Here is a 17,126-nt window from a genome sequence, read left to right on the forward strand (position 1 = left end):
CGAGGGAATCTACCTGACGGACGCAATGGGACCTTCGGACCGCATTGTTCGGTACGCCCTCAACGGCGGTCTCCCACCTGCCCCGTGCATGCTCGTTGTCGAGATGACCGCGGACGCGGTTTGGTCGGCGGGCCGTCCGCCTTCGGAAGCTCACGAGTTGCTATGCTTCGGCGAAGAAATGGAATGATTATCCAGGCGCCCCCCATCTGCTACCGGTAATAAGGCCGCATTTCCTTTGCGGGGTCGATCTTCGCTGGGGCGATGGTTGGGCCGCATGAAGAGATCTACACCTCGTCCGATTACTTTCGGCATGCCCGGGAGGTAAGACGCTGGACTGCGCATCTATCACCTTCGCCTCAGTCCGGACTTGGCAAACGGGCTGCGAGACGCTCAAGTGTGCCGCCACGTCCGACGATGGGAGAAGACCAGCGATTTTGCACCCACAAGGATCGAGATCGGCGAACCGCAGGCGAACCGTGGAAGGTCGTAACGCACCTAGAGAGGACATAGGGATCGCTGCCGCTCCGCCACTCACGCCCGACGGTCGCTACATCGTGGTGAGGGGGCGGCTGTGGCGTGCCGCCAATCTCGATCTGTCGCACGATCGGCGGCAGGAGCTGGTCAACGAACTCATGGCCGCCCGGCGCGCAGTCGGGCAAGCAGAACGGGTAGGTGACGCCGCTGCCGCGGCGGCTGCGCATGCTGCCGTCCACGCGACGAAAGTGGCGCTTCGGGAGAGGGGAAGTCCATGGTGGACAGACGGCGCACCGGATCTCAACCAGAAGATGGTCAAGAACACCTGCTATTCGGAGTGGTACGCAGGCCTACTGCTCGGAAGCGCCTAAAGCGCCTGAATAACCGGCCGATATCCGTGATAACAGAGGAAAGTAGCCGAGCCGCCCGGGAAGGCACGATCACCGGCCGAGATCCGCTTGGGGAAAGGCTCCCGCAATCGCTCTCCTGGCGTGGCGTCACAGCCGCGTCCCGATGATCTACCCAGCTCGAAGGCGATGCGGCCGCGAACGAGAGCAACTGCGCGTAAAGAACTTTCGTCATCGCCACGATCCGACAGTCGGGTTGACGCCGGCTGCCTCTGGAACGAAATTGCCCGTAGTGCTATTGTTCGACTTACGTTCCCGAGGGAGGCGTAAGATGGCTGACTGGTCCGATGACCGCATCAACCCTGCCACCGGCTTGGTGATGAGAAATAATGGCGTCGACAGCGGCGGCAATCTGTATGGCATGGCTCCGGCGCCGTTCGGCGACATCGCGCCCTTTCCTGCGCCCACGACAGAGTCTGATGTTCCGTTCCGCGACATGCCCCTCGCGCGTCGGCTATTCATTACGTCGTTTGCTTTGCTGGTCGTGAGCATCATCGTTTGGAACCTCCTCCAGAAGGCAATCCTCTAACGACGCTCGTTTAGCGGGCGGTCACGGAGCGGCGAGAGCGGCACTCGAGGCGCAAGCTCGCGATCGACTTGCGCCTCGACATCATCGGTCTGACCTTCAATGCCCGGCCGACGCGTGGTCGCGATGCGGTTCGCCGCGTCGAACCCACCAGTCTGACTAGCTTGAGCGGCCTCAACCTGCTCAAAGACATGGCCGGCCCGTTCGCGCGCAGCCTGCCCGATCGGTGCACCAACTCCTGCGCCGCCTACCTGGCCAAGATCACCGCGGGCCGCCCGCTCGACGCCGGCGGTCGACCGCACTGCGGGCCCCTGCACATCCATAGCTGGCGCCTTGATGTAAGCGTCGGCTTCGGAACGTAGTTCGTCGCGGTAGCTGGCGATGAAGCGACCAATCAGGCGCTCGCGCTGACCGCTGATCTGGGGGTCGCTTGTCGTCCAGTCGTCGCGCCTGTCCGGGTCGAAACGCTGACTAGCCGGCCCGTAGATCTCGTGATGCGCATCCATTTCGGCACGCGCCCACGTCCGCATCCTATCTTGGAGCGCAACGCTCGTGGAAATCCCATCGGAGTCGCGCAGGGAATGACTCTTTTCAAGCCGGCTGCCAGCGTCCATGTACCGGGCGGCTTCGCGACTTGCCTCCGTCGACTTCGTCCGGCTGGCGCTAATACCGGACGCAGACGATGAGAGCTGACTATTCGTGGTCTCGGTGGCCGCCCGCTGAAACGCGTCGCTGCTTCGATCCCAATGATTATCGCGCGCCCAGGTGCTCGCAGTATCCCGAAGGCTGGCTGTGTCCACGCTTCGGGTCTTTCCGAGAGTGTCCTGCCACTGCCAATGCTGGCTCGCCTTTGCGCCGACCCCGACGTTGGCGCCTAAAAGGCTCTTGCTAAAGCCGAGACTCCCTTCGACACCCAACAGGGATGCGCTGGAGTAATTGTCCGCCTCAACCTTTGACAAACCGTGTTTATCTTGCAGCGTCTGGCTGAGACTATCCCGAGCGGAGAATCCGGTCCGAAGAGCGGAAAGCTCCGAACTCCCCACGCCGAGGCTGTCAGAAGTCCCATGCGCAACCCGATTTTCCATGTTTCGAAAGTTCTGGAGCATCGTCGCGGTCGACTCCCGCGCGGTCTCGGTTGCCCGCTGCCCCTGCGTTTGGAAAGACGACGCCACATCTGCGACCGCATAGTCTGCGGCTTGAGTGAGCTGCGCGCCGAACGGCACCTTCGACATCGGCACATCGACCGAGGACGATCCGTCGGCATAGCTTGTCACCGTGCTGCCGAACCGCGTGGTGTCGCCCAAAGTGGCATAACCGCCGCCATAATGGCCCGCCGTCGACCAGGCGCCGCTCTGGCGATTGTTGAACGACAGGTTTTCGAGGCTCGTGTTGCCGAAGGCAATGTTTCCGGTGGCGGCTTCACGACCGGCCTCTTCGGCCGCGTTCTGGCTGGGCGCGAGGAAGCTCGTGGCGTGCCCCGAGATCGCCATTGCCCCTCGCGCCATGCCGGCGGCGATGAATGGTATCGATGCAACGAGGTAGCCGGCGAGGACCGCCGTGTTCGCGTTGATCGAAGCCATGTCGTTGAACGAGAGCATCGAGAGCTTCGCGGTCGAAGCGAGCTGAGTATGTTCTCGCAACGTCACGACCATGTTCAAGATGACATATAGCGGCCCCCAGGCGGCGAGGTAGAAGAAGCCGGTGACATAGCCCCGCAGCGCCCCAACCCCTGTGCCGGGCATGAGAAACAGCGGGAATATGATCGGAAACAGCGCGTAAAAGACGACGGTCAGCACGACGCAGAGGATCGGAACCCATTCCATCGCATTGTGCGCCACCGCCTGGTAGGTATTGCGCGTCTGGATGGACGCACGGGTCTGCGCATACACGTCGGTTGAAGAACCGCCCGCCGCTGCGACCTGCGTACTGATCGACTGCTGAAGTGCGTTGATCGAGAGCGTCTGCTTCATCAGGTGGCTCGCGTCCTTGGACACGCCGGTCAGGTAATTGTAGGCGATAGGCAGATCAGCGAAGAGCTTCGCCTTGGCCGCCGCGTCGGTCATACCGGGATAGAACCTGCGACTGATGCGCGAGCCCATGCCATCGATTACGCCGTCCCAGCCAGCGGTGAGCGCGTTATAGCCGTCCCGGCAGCTCTTGATCTCCGAGGTCGAACCGCCGGCGGAGGTCGCCGATACAAACATCATCGACCGAGCCTGACTGCCCGGCCCTACCGCCGCCCACACGTCGTCGGCATCGGCGATGTCCGTCCAGTTCTTCAGGCCAAGCTGGAGATCGTAGAAGGTGCATTGCCGATAATATTCGTCGACGTTCGAGGCGAAATACGGGTCGCTGATGCTCAACCCCTGCGTCGCTTCCATGAGACGCGACCCATAGATCATGCCGTTCTTGCTGTAGTTGAGATCGTCCGGCATGCCGAAGACCACCTCTGATGTCCGAACCAGGTAATCTCCAATCTGGCTCGTGAAGCCCGCGACCGCCGCGAGGCCTAGCGGCACGTTCTCGACATGTGACGCGGCGAGACTGGGATTGATCCGATCGATGACCTGCACGTCCATGCGAGGGACCATCAGGCACATGTACATCAGCGTGGCCTGCAGGAACCAATTGAGCCAGGCACGCCAGTCGTGATTGAACGCCACCACCATCAGCGACATCGCAAACGCCATCACGAGCACGCATTGCAGCATACTCTTGTAACCGCCGCCACCCGTCCAGGCAGCAACGGCGTTGAAGACATTGACGATGTACTCGCCGCCCCCGACCGTGATGACCTCAAACATGGTGGGCCCCCTCCCCTCCCCGTGCTCAGCGCATCGTCATCGCGGAGACACCCCTCGACCAATCGAGCGACGCGTTCAGCGCCGGGCTCATCTGCGATTGGAGAATGCTTTCGATGAAGGAGGTCCGCTGGACGATCGCCAGCGTCTCCTGCACCTTGCCCTGATTCACGTGCTGCTGGTCCGCGAGGATGTTTCGCGACCGATCGAGCTGCGAGGCCCATAAGGAAAGTTTGGTATCCTCGACGCCGACCAGGCTGGTGCGCCCGCGCTGCACCTCGTCGCTGAACTCCTTGAGCATCGCGAACAGCAGATCGACCGAGGTGATTTCGGCCAAGCTGTCTTTGTCACCGGTGTAGATCCCGCGCCCATAGGCCGCGTTCACGGTCAGAATTTTGTAGAGGGGGATCGAGGCGACCTGGAGCAGATTTTGGGCCGCCGCGAGATCGCTACCGGCCAGAGGGGCGTCGGTGTTGATCGACGTGATCATCTTGTCGATCAGTTCCGAGACCCGCGCTTTGAGCGGCTTGGAGAGCGTTGGCGCGTCTACCATCGTGTAGCTCAGGCAGGTGGTATCGTCGTCGCAGCGCATAACCTTGATACCGCTCGACGTGGTGCCATCCAGCAGCAGGCGTCCGACATTGGCATCGCCGGCGACCAAATCGAAGCTGGCAGGCTCGTCCTTCGTCTTGCCCGGGATGTAGATCGCGGTGCCGACGAGCGTCATCGCGAACTCGGCGAGTTGCCGATCGAAGCTCCCCCCTTGATTGAAGAGCGGCGCCTTCTTCAGGCTTTCCCACGTGAAGTTGCGCGCAACCATCGGCGACGCATCTTTCAGGTTGGGATCTCCGGCCGCAGCGTCAGCGGCGCTCGCGCGCTCGCCCTTGTTGCCGCAGCCATGCATCGAGGCGGCCGCGTCGGAGAAGATCCCCTTGAAGGGTGCGATCGTCTCGCAGAAGTTCCGATCGGCTAGGTCGCTCTTGCCCGCCACCGTGTTCACGAGCCCCTGAGCGAGTTGGCAGCTGTTCAACGTCGCGTTGTTCATCTGCTGAGCCCGCTGCGACAGGTCGGACATGGTCGCCCCGCATTCCGGGCAGAGCGTATCGATCGCCAGCTTGAACGCGAAGCCGACCGCGTTGTTCGCGACGGCCTTCAGCATCGCCACGATTTCGGACGAGTTCACGAACGAGAAACTGCCCGCGAACAGGTCGATGCCACCGCACCCGGCCCGATAGCCAGGAAGCTGGATGCTCGCCGGGTTCAATGTCTTTTGCGGGAAGCGTGTGTAGATGTTGCCCAGACTGTAATAGCCCGCCCGCTGCCCGTTATAGGCGGACGGACCGGAGACGTTCGCCGCGGCCCCCATCGAATTGAAATAGCTTTCCATGGCGCCGTTCACATCCGCCGATGCCGGCGAGAACGGCGCCGCCAGTAGTCCGATCAAAGCAAGCAGCGTGGGTATTCGGCGGAGGACGCCCCGAGCCGACGCCATCTGCGCGTCGAGCGCGCGGCGGACGTGGATGGCGCGGAAGCAGTGCGGCATGCGGTCCATGGCGGATGACCTTTAGAAATCGCGACCTGGCTGGGTCTCGGTGAGGGTGAAGATCCGGTCCATCAGTTCATCGGCAGCCATCACGCCGTATCCGACCGGGATGACGCGGCGCGTCTTGGTGTCGAACAGCACCACAGCGGGGGTCACCTTGTCGGTGAGGCCCATGCGCTCACGCTGACCGCTATCGACGACGTAATTGCGGAAGACCGGAGATGGTCCGCCATCGGTCGAAACCGCCATCACGCTCAGGTTATGGCTGTCGGCCACCGATTTGAGGATTGGCGAGAAGATCTCGCAGGCACCGCAGGACTGCGCGAAGAAATAGAACAGGCCGTATCGTTGGCTCAGGCGGACCAGGGCGCGATCGCGATCGACCTTGCGATCGTCGAGCCATTCCCGCTTTCCGAGCGTGTTGACCGGGCGCTGCAGCGTGTAATCCAGGCTCGGATCCTGCCAGACCGCACGCTGCCACATGTCCGCGAACATGCTGGAGCGATCGAGTTGGGCGCGCTGGAAACGGACGTAAGCGGTGATGTTCTCCTGACTTGGCTCAAGGATCGCCCTCGCCTTCAACTCGCGGAGTTCCGTCGTAATTCGCTCCATCCGCTCGGCCGCGGTGGGAGTCGGCGCGACCGCCGGCGCATCTGGGCGATCCTTCGGTTTGGGCATCGAGCAATAAAACCAGGTCCCGAGCTTTCGCTCCTGGCAATAGAAGCGATCGTCGCTGTCGGTTGGAGCGACGCCGTCGCTCTGGCCGGCGATCGCGGCGGAGGGACCGGCCATCAGCGACGCCAACATAAGAAATATGGCCCCGGCGACGCGGCCGCACATTCGCGGAATGCACATCATTTCATCTCCCGCTCGAAGTGGCACGGGGGCCAAGATGGTCCACAAGAATGGCTTCGAGTGTGTCCGCGCCATCGGTGGAGTGCCGCTCGCTCCCGACATTCGCGAGGCGCATGGTGCGAAGCTGCTGCGTCGCAATCGACCATGTCAGGGCGCCAATGGGGCGTTCCTTCGCGCCACCGCCGCCGAAGGCGCCGGTGCAGCGAAACACCGTACCAGTCCGATCGGCGTGACATGTGCGAGCGCCAGCGGGTGCAGCGGTGACGTCCGCTGCGGAGACGAACTGGAGGACGAAAAGCAGTGGGCCTTGAACGAGCAGGTCTGAGATGCGCATCATTCCGTCTCCTTCTTGGGACCGAAGAGCTTGTCCGGGTCCACGATGAAGTCCTTGGTGATGGGGTCGACGATCGCGTCGAGGTTCGCGGTGGCCAGTTGCCATAAGGCGGCGAGCGAAAAGCGGTTCTGTCCGCCATCCACAAGGCGCATGAAGCCGAAGAAGACGCGCTCGAACGTCGCTTGCCCGGCGCGTGTCATGACGTAGTGACTGGGCTTTTTGGGGTGGAGCGCGATGTGCTCACACTCGAGCATCCGGGTGAATGTCGATTGGAGGTCGTCCGGCTCGACCCTGGTCCGGAAATAGTGCCCGATATCGGCGGCCGTGCTCTCCACGGTATATCCGCCCGACCGAAAGAGGCCGAACGCCACGGCCATATCCAAGAAGGACGCCCTTCTCGCCATGTCGATGGTGCAATCCACGAATGAGATCCCCCCAGTCATAGGTGCGCGCTGGAATATTCGTTGATGCGGTTCTGGACTTCGGTGGCGGTCTGCAATTCATCGGGCAGCCTTGCCGCCTCCACGAACTCAGCCATGACCTCCGCGAAATCGAGCCGGCTCAGGTCGAGATGCGCGAATTGGTCGACCGTGAAGCCTTCGCATTTGGCCGACTTAGCGCTGCCGAAACCAAGCCCGAGCTGCGGTCGGCCCTGCTCCTGAATGATCCGGGCAAGCTTGCTGCCGTAGCAGCAGTGCGCCTCTTTCTTCTTCGTGCAGATCCCGAGCACGGACGAGGAACAATAGGTGCCAACATAATGGCATAGCCCCTTCTCGCGCTTGTCCTTGAGCACCTTGTCTTCGCTGCCGCAGCCACCGCCAATGATCGGAATTCCGCGCGGCGCGCAGCAATTCGTGATCCCGAAAATCGTTTTCGAGCAGGTGTCGCGCGTGCCCTTGAAGATCGTCAGATTGGCGGGGTCGAGCGCGTGGCTCGCGTCGGCAACGGAGTTGAGCGCCATGACCGCCTGCCCGAATTCGGTGTTGGGCGTACGCTCGATCGTTTCGCATTCACCGTTGATGCAGTAGACGTCGCCGTCGCAAATATACTGCTGCTCGGCCGAAATCGTGTCGGGCACCGGGCATCTATAGACCTCGTCGGTGACCTGGCATGGCGCTTGGGGCGGATCGTCCAGACACTGTTCGCGAACGAAGCTGCACTCCGGCCTGCTCTCGAGAACACCGCAGTCATTCGCCGCCGAAAGGCGATGGCATGAATAGGTCCGTTGCCACTGCCAACACGCCCTCGTGACCGCCGCGCCGTTGATCGTTCGCGTCTCCGGACTAGCATCGACGCAAATCTCCGAAGCGAGGTCGCAGGTCAGGCTCGCGGTCGCCGCGTTGCAGCTGCCTTCATCCTTCCTGTCGCTGATCTCCCCGCCCACTGTCTCCACCGTGTAAGGTCGACTTACCGAGGCGGTGTCGCACTCGTAGGTGATCTCCTCGCCCTCTTCGAGATCGGGCTCGAAGCACTTGGTGATCGTGCCCTGACGACAGACGTCGTAAAAGACCGTTTGCCGCGAACGCTCCCGACACACACCACTGGCGACGACGGCGTTGAATGCTGGCTGGCAACGACGGGCGCTGTTGTCGGCCGCGCGGGGCGGCTGGCTTGACCAGTTTTCGCAGGTGTACACGTATTTCGAGCTGCCCGGGGTCACGGTCACCACGAGCGGTACGCGGCAGATCGGCGATGACTCCTCAATCTTGGTGCCGGTGTTGCAAGTGACCTCGTCATAAATCGTGCCACCGCTGCCCGGAGGCAGCGGCTTGCAGCTGCCTTCGGCGCCGTCGGTATAATTGCTGACGAGCGACTTCGGATCGTCCTGGATGTCGAGCGACCGGGCGACCACGGCGTCCAGATCGGGCTTCTGGAATTTCGCGCGGGTGTTCATGCTGTCCTGCATCTGCCCATAGGCAGCGCTACTGGCGGCCGCCGCCTCTCCGGAGGCATGCAGATTGTCGGGATCGTTATAAAGCGCGGCCTCCGCTGGTGTCCCCGCCTGATAGTTCGGCAGATTGTTCGGCGTTGGCCCGTTCGTCGCGGTCGCTTTGACGCCCGGAATGAGCGTCTTAGCAAACGCCTTCGCATCGGCCTTCACCTGCTCCGGGGTTTGCTGCGCCAACACGGCCGCCGAGCCGAACAGCGCCAGCCCACCGCATAGCCCCGCGAAGAAGCGGCCCGCCCCGCTCACCGTCCGGTCCAGTGATGAAGAAGTGCACCGTGCTCCTGAACCGCCAAATAGCTGGATGGTAGCCAGACCGCGCCCAAGGCGGCCGCGATCAGGCGGATAGCGTATCTACTGGCGACGCCGGCCAGTCTCACTCCGGAAGAGCCGACCATCCCGCAAAGTGCGGCAGAGGCGAGCATTGCGGTCATTGTCGCTCAAGCTTCTCGAGCGATGCGAGGTAGATCTTGGCGATCGCGGCGCCAGGCCCGCCACCCTGAGCAAAGGTGCGCAGCGCGTAAGACGGGGTAACGTTGCCCGCCATTCGGTCATGGGGCGGAACGACGGTCTGGCAGGTGAAGCCGTCGCAGGGTCTGAAGTCCGTCGAGACGACAACATATGTCGGTACCGCCTCGATTGCGAAGGCGCGGAACAGGCGCGGATCGATTCCCACCCCGCTCAGACGCTGCCCCTTGTCGATCGCCTTACCGAGCCCGGCCAGAAACGCTTTCGAACTGTTTTGCGGGAAGCCGCGAAAGACGACGATGCCGCCCGAGCCGCCAACTTCGCGCATGAGCTGGCGCAGCGAGGCGGGCGGCATCGAGAGCGAGGCGAAAGCGATAAAGCGCGGCTGCGCCTCTTTGCTGGCTCGCGCGACGGCATCGTTGTCGGCCAACATCTGGTCCAGGCTCAGACCGTTGCGACCATCGCTCAAACCGCGGGGATCCGCTTTCACGCGCGCCGCATTCTCCACCGCCGTTGCCCGAGCATCCGCCGCCTGCTCGCGGACCGCATCGCCCCGCCGGGCGACCTCACGCGCAAAGGCAGCCTGCTCCTTTTCCTGCTCGGCGGCGCGTGCCCGGATTTTGGCAATGTCCATGCCGTCGATCGTCTGATCGACGCTGGGCGATGCGAGCGCTGCCATCGCCGCGGCCGCGATGCCGACGAGGCTCGTGACGATAATGGAGCGCCGAGACGGTCTCATAGCGCACAACAGTTTCGCTTGCGCCAGACCAGATACCCCATGTCCTCGCCGATCGCAGGCACCACCTTGGCAGCGCCGGATATGGTCGTGGCCGCGCCAATCGGCGGGCAGGCGTCGAGCCCCGCGGTCCCTGGGATGGGGTTGGTCAGCTGGAGCCGATATTGCGACTTCCGCATGATCGGCATCGGATAGTAGCCGCAAAGCCCGGTTCCCCCGAGGCTGCCCCACAGGATGCCCTCGCGATGCAGCTTCAGCATGAAGCGGCTGAGCGCGAGACGGCTTCCCTGGACGTGCCCCCATTGGGCTGCGATATTCCCATTCAGCGGGTACATCGTGCCCTGGCAGCCCGCACACCAGAACAGCGGGTCCGTCGGCAAACGGACGGTCGCCGCGGCGCAATCCGCCGCGCACGCTGCCACCGCGATCGGGTTTGCGAAAATCGCCGCTTCGGGATTGAGGATCGTGGTGAGCTCGGAATCCTGCCAGAGCGGATCGAGTTCGGTGATGTACGCGATGTCCATGCCGCCGCTGATCTCGAGGCATGTGAAATCGACCACCATCTGGAGCCAGGAGATCAGTGGGTACATGTACCAGTGAATGTTCCATCCACCGGTATTCTGGTTGTTCCCCCCCTTCTGCGACGAATGGGTGAATTGCTTTTGCCCAATTCTGAGCGCGGGCGCGATGTTGATCCCGCCGAGATTGACGAAGCACCATGGCTTCATCGTCACGTCGGCCAAGCGGATCGGCTCCCAGAATCCAATGGCGATGCCAACGCGCGGAATTGGCGTACCGCACGCACAAATCGGGAGGTCTGGATTGGGCGTATCCGGACGGGTGCCAGGCCAAACGGGCAATCCACCGACCGAGAGCGGGAAGAGGCAACTCCAGCAGACGTCGGTGATCGGGTTGACGAAGTGACCGGTGCAGAGACCGGCCGCCCGCGCTGGCGTAGACGCGACCCCGCTAATGCCGAGCGCGAGCGCAGCGAACAGGCCAAGCAGCCGCCTCACGCGTCGCCTCCGTCGCCGTTCTTCGTCGAGGGGGACTGACCATCTCTTGGCGCTGACGCCGCCTGGAATTCGCGGTCGGTACGGTTCTTGATGCGCCAGTAGCGGATGGTGATGGCGACAGCCTGCACGGCAACGCCCGCGACAATCAGGACCATCGCTGGGTGGAGACGAACGAGGAGATCGACACCGGCGACGGAGAGCGCGGCCGCGCCATTCCAGAGCATCGTCTTGATGCGCAGCTTGCGTAACGGCGCCGACTCCGGTGCCGGCCGATAGGCAGTCCACGCGGCCTTGATGCCGCTAGGCGACAGCATCGAGATCACGCCCCTTCTCCCCGGCTCGAAGGGACGGGCAACTCGGTGACCTTCAACACCCGGCCCGCGGGTTCGACGATGGCCGGCACGTGGGTGATCCCGAACTTGCCCGTCAGTTTACCGCCCTGATCGAAGAAGAGGCGGCGTTGCGTGCTATCCATGAGCGCAAGCGGCGCGCCCTTCACCAGGATGACCTTGGCATTGAGCGCCGACGTAGAGCCCACCGCCCAGCGAACCTGCGCCGGATCGTCACCGTCAATGAAGACCAGGCTCGCGCGCATCTGAACCATGTCGAGCGGATTGACGCGCGTGCCCTTGGCGATGATCCGCCGGCCGCGGCCGTCATTGATATCCTGCTGCACCGTGATCGTGGGGTCGAACGTCCAGGATCGACGTTGACGCACGATGGTCACACCCCCGACGGGCACCGGTCGCCGTACGCGCATGTCGGCCTTGCGCTGCATGTCCTGTTGCATGGCCGCAATGCGACCACTCGCCTGGGCCGAGCGTAGCCGCGCCTCGATAACGCGCAGGAGATCCACTTCGATGACCGGAAAGGTCGCGCCCTGCTGGCCATAGTCTTTCGCGCTCGCCGGAATTGGCGAGCAAGCCGCGAGGATCAGAACGAGGCGAGCGGCCTGGGTCACAGGATCGGCGTCGCTGTACCGATGACCCGGTTGCGGCAGATCCATCCGATCTGCGCATACCGGCTGTCGAAGCCGTCTTTATGCGGCGTCCCCACGAACATGCAGCCGATGGGGATCTTTCCGACCGGTCCGAGCGCCAGCGGCTCCCCCAGCCGTGAGACAGGCTTGGCCACCGCAACCTTCACACCGTTGACGAAGAAGGTCCGATTCACGCGGGTGACGGAGTCGCCGCCAACGCCCCAGACATATTTGTTGAACATAGGCGGCCGCCTCCCGAAGTGGCGAAGCACCAGCGGCGTGCGCGGCGGATCGAACGAGACGAGCTGCCCCTTCCCCGGAACCCGACCGCGTTCGATCAGGAAGGCCCAATACGGCAAGCTCTCGGTCGCATTGATCAGGAAGGCGTGACGGTCACGCCAACCCGCTACAGCGTTATACCCGCCCCAGACGACGGCCAGGCCGGCCAGGATCGAGTACCACCGCCGCCGCTTCGGCGTCCAAAACTGGAACGGCGCGAAGGCTGTCGACACATCGGTGAGGGCATCAGCGCTGGCCATCGAATGACCCTTGCGCAGAGGTGGGATCAGGCGACTGAGCAGGGGGTGCCAGTTGATCCGGCGCCGGCGAAGGGGCGGCAGGAGCCTCGTTCGCCGGCGTTGGCGCCACGGGAAAGGAGGGCATGACGATCGCAGTCGGCGAGGCACTCGCGGCAGACGGTGCGAGGCCCATCGCCTTCTCTACGGCCGCCTTCACGACGGGCGTGGCGTCGGGGATCGAACGCCCGACTACGGCTTCTGACACCAGAACCGGCGTGCCGTTCGCGCCAAGCCTCGTAACTGCCATCTGAACGGCGTCGAGGTAGGCCTTCGTCTTCCGCGCCGTCTCTTCCGGCGTGCCACCGCGCCGCGATTCAGACAGCACGAAGTCGGTAATCAGACCTTGCAAGCTGACCGAGACCAGCTGCCGCTTTTCGAGCGCAAGGATCTTCTTGGTCTGCCAGATATTCCACGCGAGGAGCAGTGCGAACGCCGCGACGACCGCGATCGAGGTCACTCTAAAGCCGGCAAACGTCCGGGGCTGGCGCGCGAGCGGTTGATCCGTTTCCGGATCCTCGGTGGCCCATTCGGTGCGCGGAGGGTTCAGGGCGTTCACCGGCGAGGTCCTTCGACAAGCTCTTTGCGGAGGCGGGTGACGAAGCGGGGCAGACGGACCGCGAAGATGATCACGGCAATGATCCAAAAGCCCCACACGAGCTGGTGCTGAAAGGCCGCGCGCCGACCGAGATCGGCGGCGACATAGCGAGATGCCAAATTGTTCAGATGGCTGAAGAACACGTCGATATCGCCGTGGCTGATGACCAGAAACATCGCGACGACACAGCCGAGGAGCGCGAGCACGTTGCCGATCGTCCAGCACGAAAGCGCGATCGCCAGATACGCGGCGTCAGCGCCAAGGCGCTTCAGCGGCAAACGACGCAGGAGCGGCGGTACGAACGGGAGTTCCTGTTGCCTGCGCTCATTCTGCAGCGATGGCATAGGGTACCTCCTGCGTTGGAAAGGCGATCGCCTCGACCGCCTCGGCGACCGACTTGCCCTGGCGGGTCATGCGATCGATCCGCGCGAACGTGTCGGGGGAGGACGAGAAAACGGTGGCCGAGAAAGGATCGAGGCAGAGCCGGCCGACCGCCTGCACGTCCGGACCCTTGATGAAAGCTTCCGAATATTCGACGCCGTTGCGCTTCAGCGACCGGATCACGCTCTCGGTCGCGCTGTCCATTTCAAGTCGCTCATGCTTCTTGAAATCGGCAATCGTCTCAGGCTTCTGCTGGAGGATCACCATCCAGTCTGAGTTCTCGAGCGCGGCCTTCGCGCCGTCGGATTTGTAATAGTCGTTGAGAGACTGGGTCGCGGTGGCGAGCGCGCCGCCATATTTGCGGCAGGTGCGCGCGTAGACCTCGACGAAGTCCGCCATCGAACCGCCCTTGAGCATCTGCCAGGCCTCGTCGATCAGCAGCAGTTTCTTCACCGACCGCGACGTGTGCGTCATCATCTGCGTGGTCATGAACATGATCGCGGTGAGAACCACGGAACGCAGTTCCTCGCGCGTCGAGAGATCCGAAAGCTCAAAGCAGGTGAAATCTGCTTCCAGCTTGAGCGTCGCCTGGCCCGCGAAAAATCCGCCGTAGGTGCCGCCGGTCAAGAACGGCCGCATTGCGGTCGCCAAGGCCGCCGCGACCGGATCGCCTTCATCAAGCAGCGCCCTGGCCACGTCGTTCACCGTGCCGCTCTGGGCCTGCTCGTTCCAGACCCTGTTGACCGCGCCGTCGATCAGGCCACGCTCGGTATCGTTGAGCTTGTCGATGAAGCGACACATCTGTCCGACCATGCTCTTGAGCATCGCCATCGAGTCGAGCTTGTAATCCTCGTCTTCGGCGGCGCGGGCCGCGTCGATCATCGAAAACGGGTTGATGCAGAAGCCCGATTTCATCGTGAACTCGATGAACGCGCCGCCCTGGATCAGCACGCTGTTCATGAAGGATCGGCCGTCATCGATCACGACCACCTTGGCGCCAGCGCCGACGAGCGCTGCGCACTTCTCCTGCAGGAAAACCGACTTGCCAGAACCGGATTTGCCCATGATCGCGACGTTGTGGTTGCCGGCCTTGTTCTCGAACGGCGACCAGAAAAATGGCTGCCCTCGGCGTCCAAGCAGCAGCAGGTGCGGAATCGGGCCACCGAGATACTCGCCTTGTAGCGGCGCGATGTTGGCTGCGGTCGATGAGAGAAACGTACGCAGCCGCTTCAGGCGTTTGAGATCCGTATCGAGACCGTCGGCGAGCGTCAGCGGGAGCGCGGCTAGCAGCCCCTGGATTTGGAGGAATCGCTCGTCGGCGAGATCCCAACCGGCCGACTTATACATCGACTTGAGGGTGCGCTCGTTGCGATCACCCTCCCCGTCCGGCGAAAAGACCGTGACGCCGTAGAAGACCTGGACGAGCTTACGCCCTTCCTTGAGCTGGTCCTGGACGTGCTGCCACTCCGCTGACTGCTGCCGGATATTCGGAATGAAACGCGCACCTTTCGAATCCGCAAGGCTCGTCGTGCGAACGAACTTGAATCCCGCGCTTGCGACACTCGCCTCGGTGTCGGGCACGACGACGCAGAGAAACGTCGCCGCAGGGCACGGCATTCGGAGCTTGTCGGTGAACATGTCGCCGATCAGCCGCGAGCATTCCCAAGGCTGCCACCGCAGCGGAAAATTCTTCACGCCGAAGTGGCGGATGTCGAAATGGTCCGGGTACACTTCTCCAATCTCGGAGACCCCGTTGTCCTCTCCCCCGGTTGGACGAAATCGCTCCGTCCGAAGGCGGAGGCGGTTCTCCTCGACAACGAGCTCGATATCCCGGCGGATGCACTGGTCGGCGATCGGATCATACTCGTTATACTCGACCGCATCGTCCTCGGCGGACGTCGTCGGCGAGGTCAGGTCATCCACGAGGCCGATGAGTTCGACCGGGGTGACGTCGCGGATGTCGAGGTTGATCGAGCGCAATGCCGCTCCGAGGCTTTCCCGGATCGACACAAGGTCGGACCGTCCGACCGAACTCCCAGTCGAGGCGCCGACCGAGATGAACACGCGGTAATTGCGCGTGTGAAACGGAGCATCGTTGCTCAGGCTGTTCCACACGCCATCGAGCAGGAGGTCGGTGCGATAGCGGGCCATCCGCTCAAATATGCCGCCCTGGTCGTACCGGGGACCAAACCAGCGGCCGACGAGCGGCGCAATGCGTGGGCTCGACCAGGACAGGAACTGCAGGCACGTTCCCTTCGGCAAGCCTTCGGAGAGGAACTGGGTGATGATCTCGGCCGAGCGCTCATCGCCTCCCATCATCGGGGGAATTTCAACGATGAAGCCGTTGCTGGCACGGTTGACGTAGAGCCGATCCTTCTGATCGTAGATGCGCCACGGCATGAACTGCGACAGCATTGCAAGATCGATGACCGGGCGGCTCCGCTCGGGCTCGGCCTTGCCGCCGAACAACCGCGACGCGATTTTTGCGGCAACGCTCATTGGGGGCGTCCTTCACTGGGGGCTGGTTCGCCGCCCACGGTTGCGATCGGATCAGTGGTGGGTACGGGCGCGATTTCTGCGGGTTGCGATCCTTCGTCCGTAGCCGGGGCTCGGAAGGCGACGCGGGCAAGCTGTTGCTGGGAAGGGGATGACGTATGCTGCGCCGCGCCGACCTGCGCGCGGTCCAGTCCAAGCACACGCCGGGAACCGACGCCGCGCCTCCCTGATGCTCGCTGCAGTGCCGCGGTGGACCGAGGCGCCCCGATCCGGTGCCCCGCCTTTGCCGCGGCGATGGCTTCGGCAGTCGGCGCTCCTTCGCTGCCGACGGGAACAGTGCTGGATGCGGTCGGAGCCGCACCATATTCGAGCTGCGGCATCGGCGCTGCCTCAAGCGAAGCCGCGACTTCGCGCAGCCCGACGGGCGCGCCAACAGCACCCGTCAGCGTGGCCGCTGGGGTTCCGGACGCCTCGGCCATCGCGTCTCCGACCTTCGACCCGGTCTTTAGCGTCGCCGTCTTCCGCTCAGTCCTGGCCGACGCCGCGAGCTCGCCCTTGGGCGAGCGTGCGGCGATTGTTTCCGGGCCTGGAACCCAACCACCGCGCTCCACGACGACGCGCGCAACCGCTTCGTCGCGGTAGATCCCCGTGCCATCGGTGTGCGCCGGAAACACGACCTTGAGGACGCGGTCGCTGGTTCGAACCGGTACGCCGTCACCAACACCGGCATAGAAAATTCGCGCATTATCGGTCGCCGTGCCGTCGATGGCGGTCGTTGTAGCGCCCAGACTGTTCACCGCCTGCGCGTCGATCGAGGTCATCGGCGCACAGGTGCCACCTGGTGCTTTGCAGTCGAACGAGCCTTTGATGTTGCCGCCGAGCGTCGTGCAACCCGTAAGCCCGACCATCGCGAAAAGGAGCAGTGGGACAGTTCGCTTCACGAGACCTCTCCTCAAATAAGCATGTCGATGACGGCGGCGAGCGCAGCGGCC

At 63.3% G+C, this 17,126-nt stretch carries 16 protein-coding genes; 2 read left to right on the forward strand and 14 right to left on the reverse strand.

Annotated features, from left to right (window positions below; genetic code table 11):
- Window positions 1-1,152 precede the first annotated feature (1,152 nt).
- Window positions 1,153-1,410, forward strand: a complete 258-nt coding sequence (locus Q4F19_RS08430; RefSeq protein ID WP_303541534.1) for a hypothetical protein — start codon at window positions 1,153-1,155, stop codon at window positions 1,408-1,410.
- Here Q4F19_RS08430 and Q4F19_RS08435 read toward each other — a convergent pair.
- The 3 genes from Q4F19_RS08435 to traF are packed head-to-tail and all read right to left on the reverse strand — an operon-like array spanning window position 1,407 to window position 6,591.
- Complete coding sequence (locus tag Q4F19_RS08435; protein WP_303541536.1) at window positions 1,407-4,211, reverse strand: conjugal transfer protein TraG N-terminal domain-containing protein; 2,805 nt, start codon at window positions 4,209-4,211, stop codon at window positions 1,407-1,409. The two genes, Q4F19_RS08430 and Q4F19_RS08435, sit on opposite strands and share 4 nt — an antisense overlap.
- Window positions 4,212-4,236: 25 nt before the next feature.
- The gene (locus tag Q4F19_RS08440; protein WP_303541538.1) at window positions 4,237-5,760 is read right to left on the reverse strand and encodes a conjugal transfer protein TraH; all 1,524 of its coding nucleotides are present in this window, start codon (window positions 5,758-5,760) and stop codon (window positions 4,237-4,239) included.
- Window positions 5,761-5,772: 12 nt separating this feature from the next.
- Entirely contained in the window at window positions 5,773-6,591 is an 819-nt protein-coding gene (traF, locus tag Q4F19_RS08445; protein ID WP_431312388.1) for a conjugal transfer protein TraF, read from the reverse strand.
- A gap of 52 nt (window positions 6,592-6,643) precedes the next feature.
- Here traF and Q4F19_RS08450 point away from each other — a divergent pair, with 52 nt between their 5' ends.
- A complete protein-coding gene (locus tag Q4F19_RS08450) occupies window positions 6,644-6,931 on the forward strand; it encodes a hypothetical protein (protein WP_303541541.1) in 288 nt (95 codons plus the stop codon).
- Window positions 6,932-6,939: 8 nt separating this feature from the next.
- Here the strand turns inward: Q4F19_RS08450 and Q4F19_RS08455 are convergent, their stop codons facing one another.
- The 11 genes from Q4F19_RS08455 to Q4F19_RS08505 all read right to left on the reverse strand — a co-directional run bounded on the left by Q4F19_RS08455 (window position 6,940) and on the right by Q4F19_RS08505 (window position 17,075).
- Window positions 6,940-7,311, reverse strand: coding sequence for a hypothetical protein (locus Q4F19_RS08455; protein ID WP_303541543.1), 372 nt, complete (start codon window positions 7,309-7,311; stop codon window positions 6,940-6,942).
- 68 nt (window positions 7,312-7,379) lie between these two features.
- Window positions 7,380-9,134, reverse strand: a complete 1,755-nt coding sequence (locus tag Q4F19_RS08460; RefSeq protein WP_303541544.1) for a conjugal transfer protein TraN — start codon at window positions 9,132-9,134, stop codon at window positions 7,380-7,382.
- 181 nt (window positions 9,135-9,315) lie between these two features.
- Window positions 9,316-9,822 (reverse strand): type-F conjugative transfer system pilin assembly protein TrbC, encoded by a 507-nt coding sequence (gene trbC, locus Q4F19_RS08465; protein ID WP_303541545.1) that lies wholly within the window; start codon window positions 9,820-9,822, stop codon window positions 9,316-9,318.
- Window positions 9,823-10,088: 266 nt separating this feature from the next.
- Window positions 10,089-11,105 carry a conjugal transfer pilus assembly protein TraU gene (gene traU / locus Q4F19_RS08470; protein ID WP_303541547.1) on the reverse strand — a complete coding sequence of 339 codons (1,017 nt, stop codon included), beginning with the start codon at window positions 11,103-11,105 and terminating at the stop codon, window positions 10,089-10,091.
- On the reverse strand, window positions 11,102-11,428 hold the full coding sequence (locus tag Q4F19_RS08475; RefSeq protein ID WP_303541549.1) for a hypothetical protein: 327 nt from the start codon (window positions 11,426-11,428) through the stop codon (window positions 11,102-11,104). The genes traU and Q4F19_RS08475 overlap by 4 nt, the downstream gene beginning before the upstream one ends.
- On the reverse strand, window positions 11,425-12,066 hold the full coding sequence (gene traW / locus Q4F19_RS08480) for a type-F conjugative transfer system protein TraW (RefSeq protein WP_303541550.1): 642 nt from the start codon (window positions 12,064-12,066) through the stop codon (window positions 11,425-11,427). Before traW ends, Q4F19_RS08475 begins: the two co-directional genes overlap by 4 nt.
- Window positions 12,063-12,623, reverse strand: coding sequence for a S26 family signal peptidase (locus Q4F19_RS08485; RefSeq protein WP_303541552.1), 561 nt, complete (start codon window positions 12,621-12,623; stop codon window positions 12,063-12,065). Before Q4F19_RS08485 ends, traW begins: the two co-directional genes overlap by 4 nt.
- Window positions 12,610-13,218: a TrbI F-type domain-containing protein gene (locus tag Q4F19_RS08490; protein ID WP_303541553.1), complete on the reverse strand. Its 609-nt coding sequence runs from the start codon at window positions 13,216-13,218 to the stop codon at window positions 12,610-12,612. Before Q4F19_RS08490 ends, Q4F19_RS08485 begins: the two co-directional genes overlap by 14 nt.
- Entirely contained in the window at window positions 13,215-13,601 is a 387-nt protein-coding gene (locus Q4F19_RS08495) for a hypothetical protein (RefSeq protein WP_303541554.1), read from the reverse strand. Before Q4F19_RS08495 ends, Q4F19_RS08490 begins: the two co-directional genes overlap by 4 nt.
- Window positions 13,582-16,137 carry a type IV secretion system protein TraC gene (gene traC / locus Q4F19_RS08500; protein WP_303541555.1) on the reverse strand — a complete coding sequence of 852 codons (2,556 nt, stop codon included), beginning with the start codon at window positions 16,135-16,137 and terminating at the stop codon, window positions 13,582-13,584. The genes Q4F19_RS08495 and traC overlap by 20 nt, the downstream gene beginning before the upstream one ends.
- Window positions 16,134-17,075, reverse strand: coding sequence for a hypothetical protein (locus tag Q4F19_RS08505; RefSeq protein WP_303541557.1), 942 nt, complete (start codon window positions 17,073-17,075; stop codon window positions 16,134-16,136). Before Q4F19_RS08505 ends, traC begins: the two co-directional genes overlap by 4 nt.
- Window positions 17,076-17,126: the final 51 nt, after the last annotated feature.

Source organism: Sphingomonas natans (assembly GCF_030546695.1).
GTDB classification, from domain to species: Bacteria; Pseudomonadota; Alphaproteobacteria; order Sphingomonadales; family Sphingomonadaceae; genus Sphingomonas_I; species Sphingomonas_I natans.

Excerpts from the sequence above, each read along its gene's own strand:
- Q4F19_RS08430 (WP_303541534.1), top strand. The coding sequence starts at position 1,153 with ATGGCTGACTGGTCCGATGACCGCATCAACCCTGCCACCGGCTTGGTG.
- Q4F19_RS08435 (WP_303541536.1), bottom strand. The coding sequence starts at position 4,211 with ATGTTTGAGGTCATCACGGTCGGGGGCGGCGAGTACATCGTCAATGTC.
- Q4F19_RS08440 (WP_303541538.1), bottom strand. The coding sequence starts at position 5,760 with ATGGACCGCATGCCGCACTGCTTCCGCGCCATCCACGTCCGCCGCGCG.
- traF (WP_431312388.1), bottom strand. The coding sequence starts at position 6,591 with ATGTGCGGCCGCGTCGCCGGGGCCATATTTCTTATGTTGGCGTCGCTG.
- Q4F19_RS08450 (WP_303541541.1), top strand. The coding sequence starts at position 6,644 with ATGGTCCACAAGAATGGCTTCGAGTGTGTCCGCGCCATCGGTGGAGTG.
- Q4F19_RS08485 (WP_303541552.1), bottom strand. The coding sequence starts at position 12,623 with ATGGCCAGCGCTGATGCCCTCACCGATGTGTCGACAGCCTTCGCGCCG.
- Q4F19_RS08495 (WP_303541554.1), bottom strand. The coding sequence starts at position 13,601 with ATGCCATCGCTGCAGAATGAGCGCAGGCAACAGGAACTCCCGTTCGTA.
- traC (WP_303541555.1), bottom strand. The coding sequence starts at position 16,137 with ATGAGCGTTGCCGCAAAAATCGCGTCGCGGTTGTTCGGCGGCAAGGCC.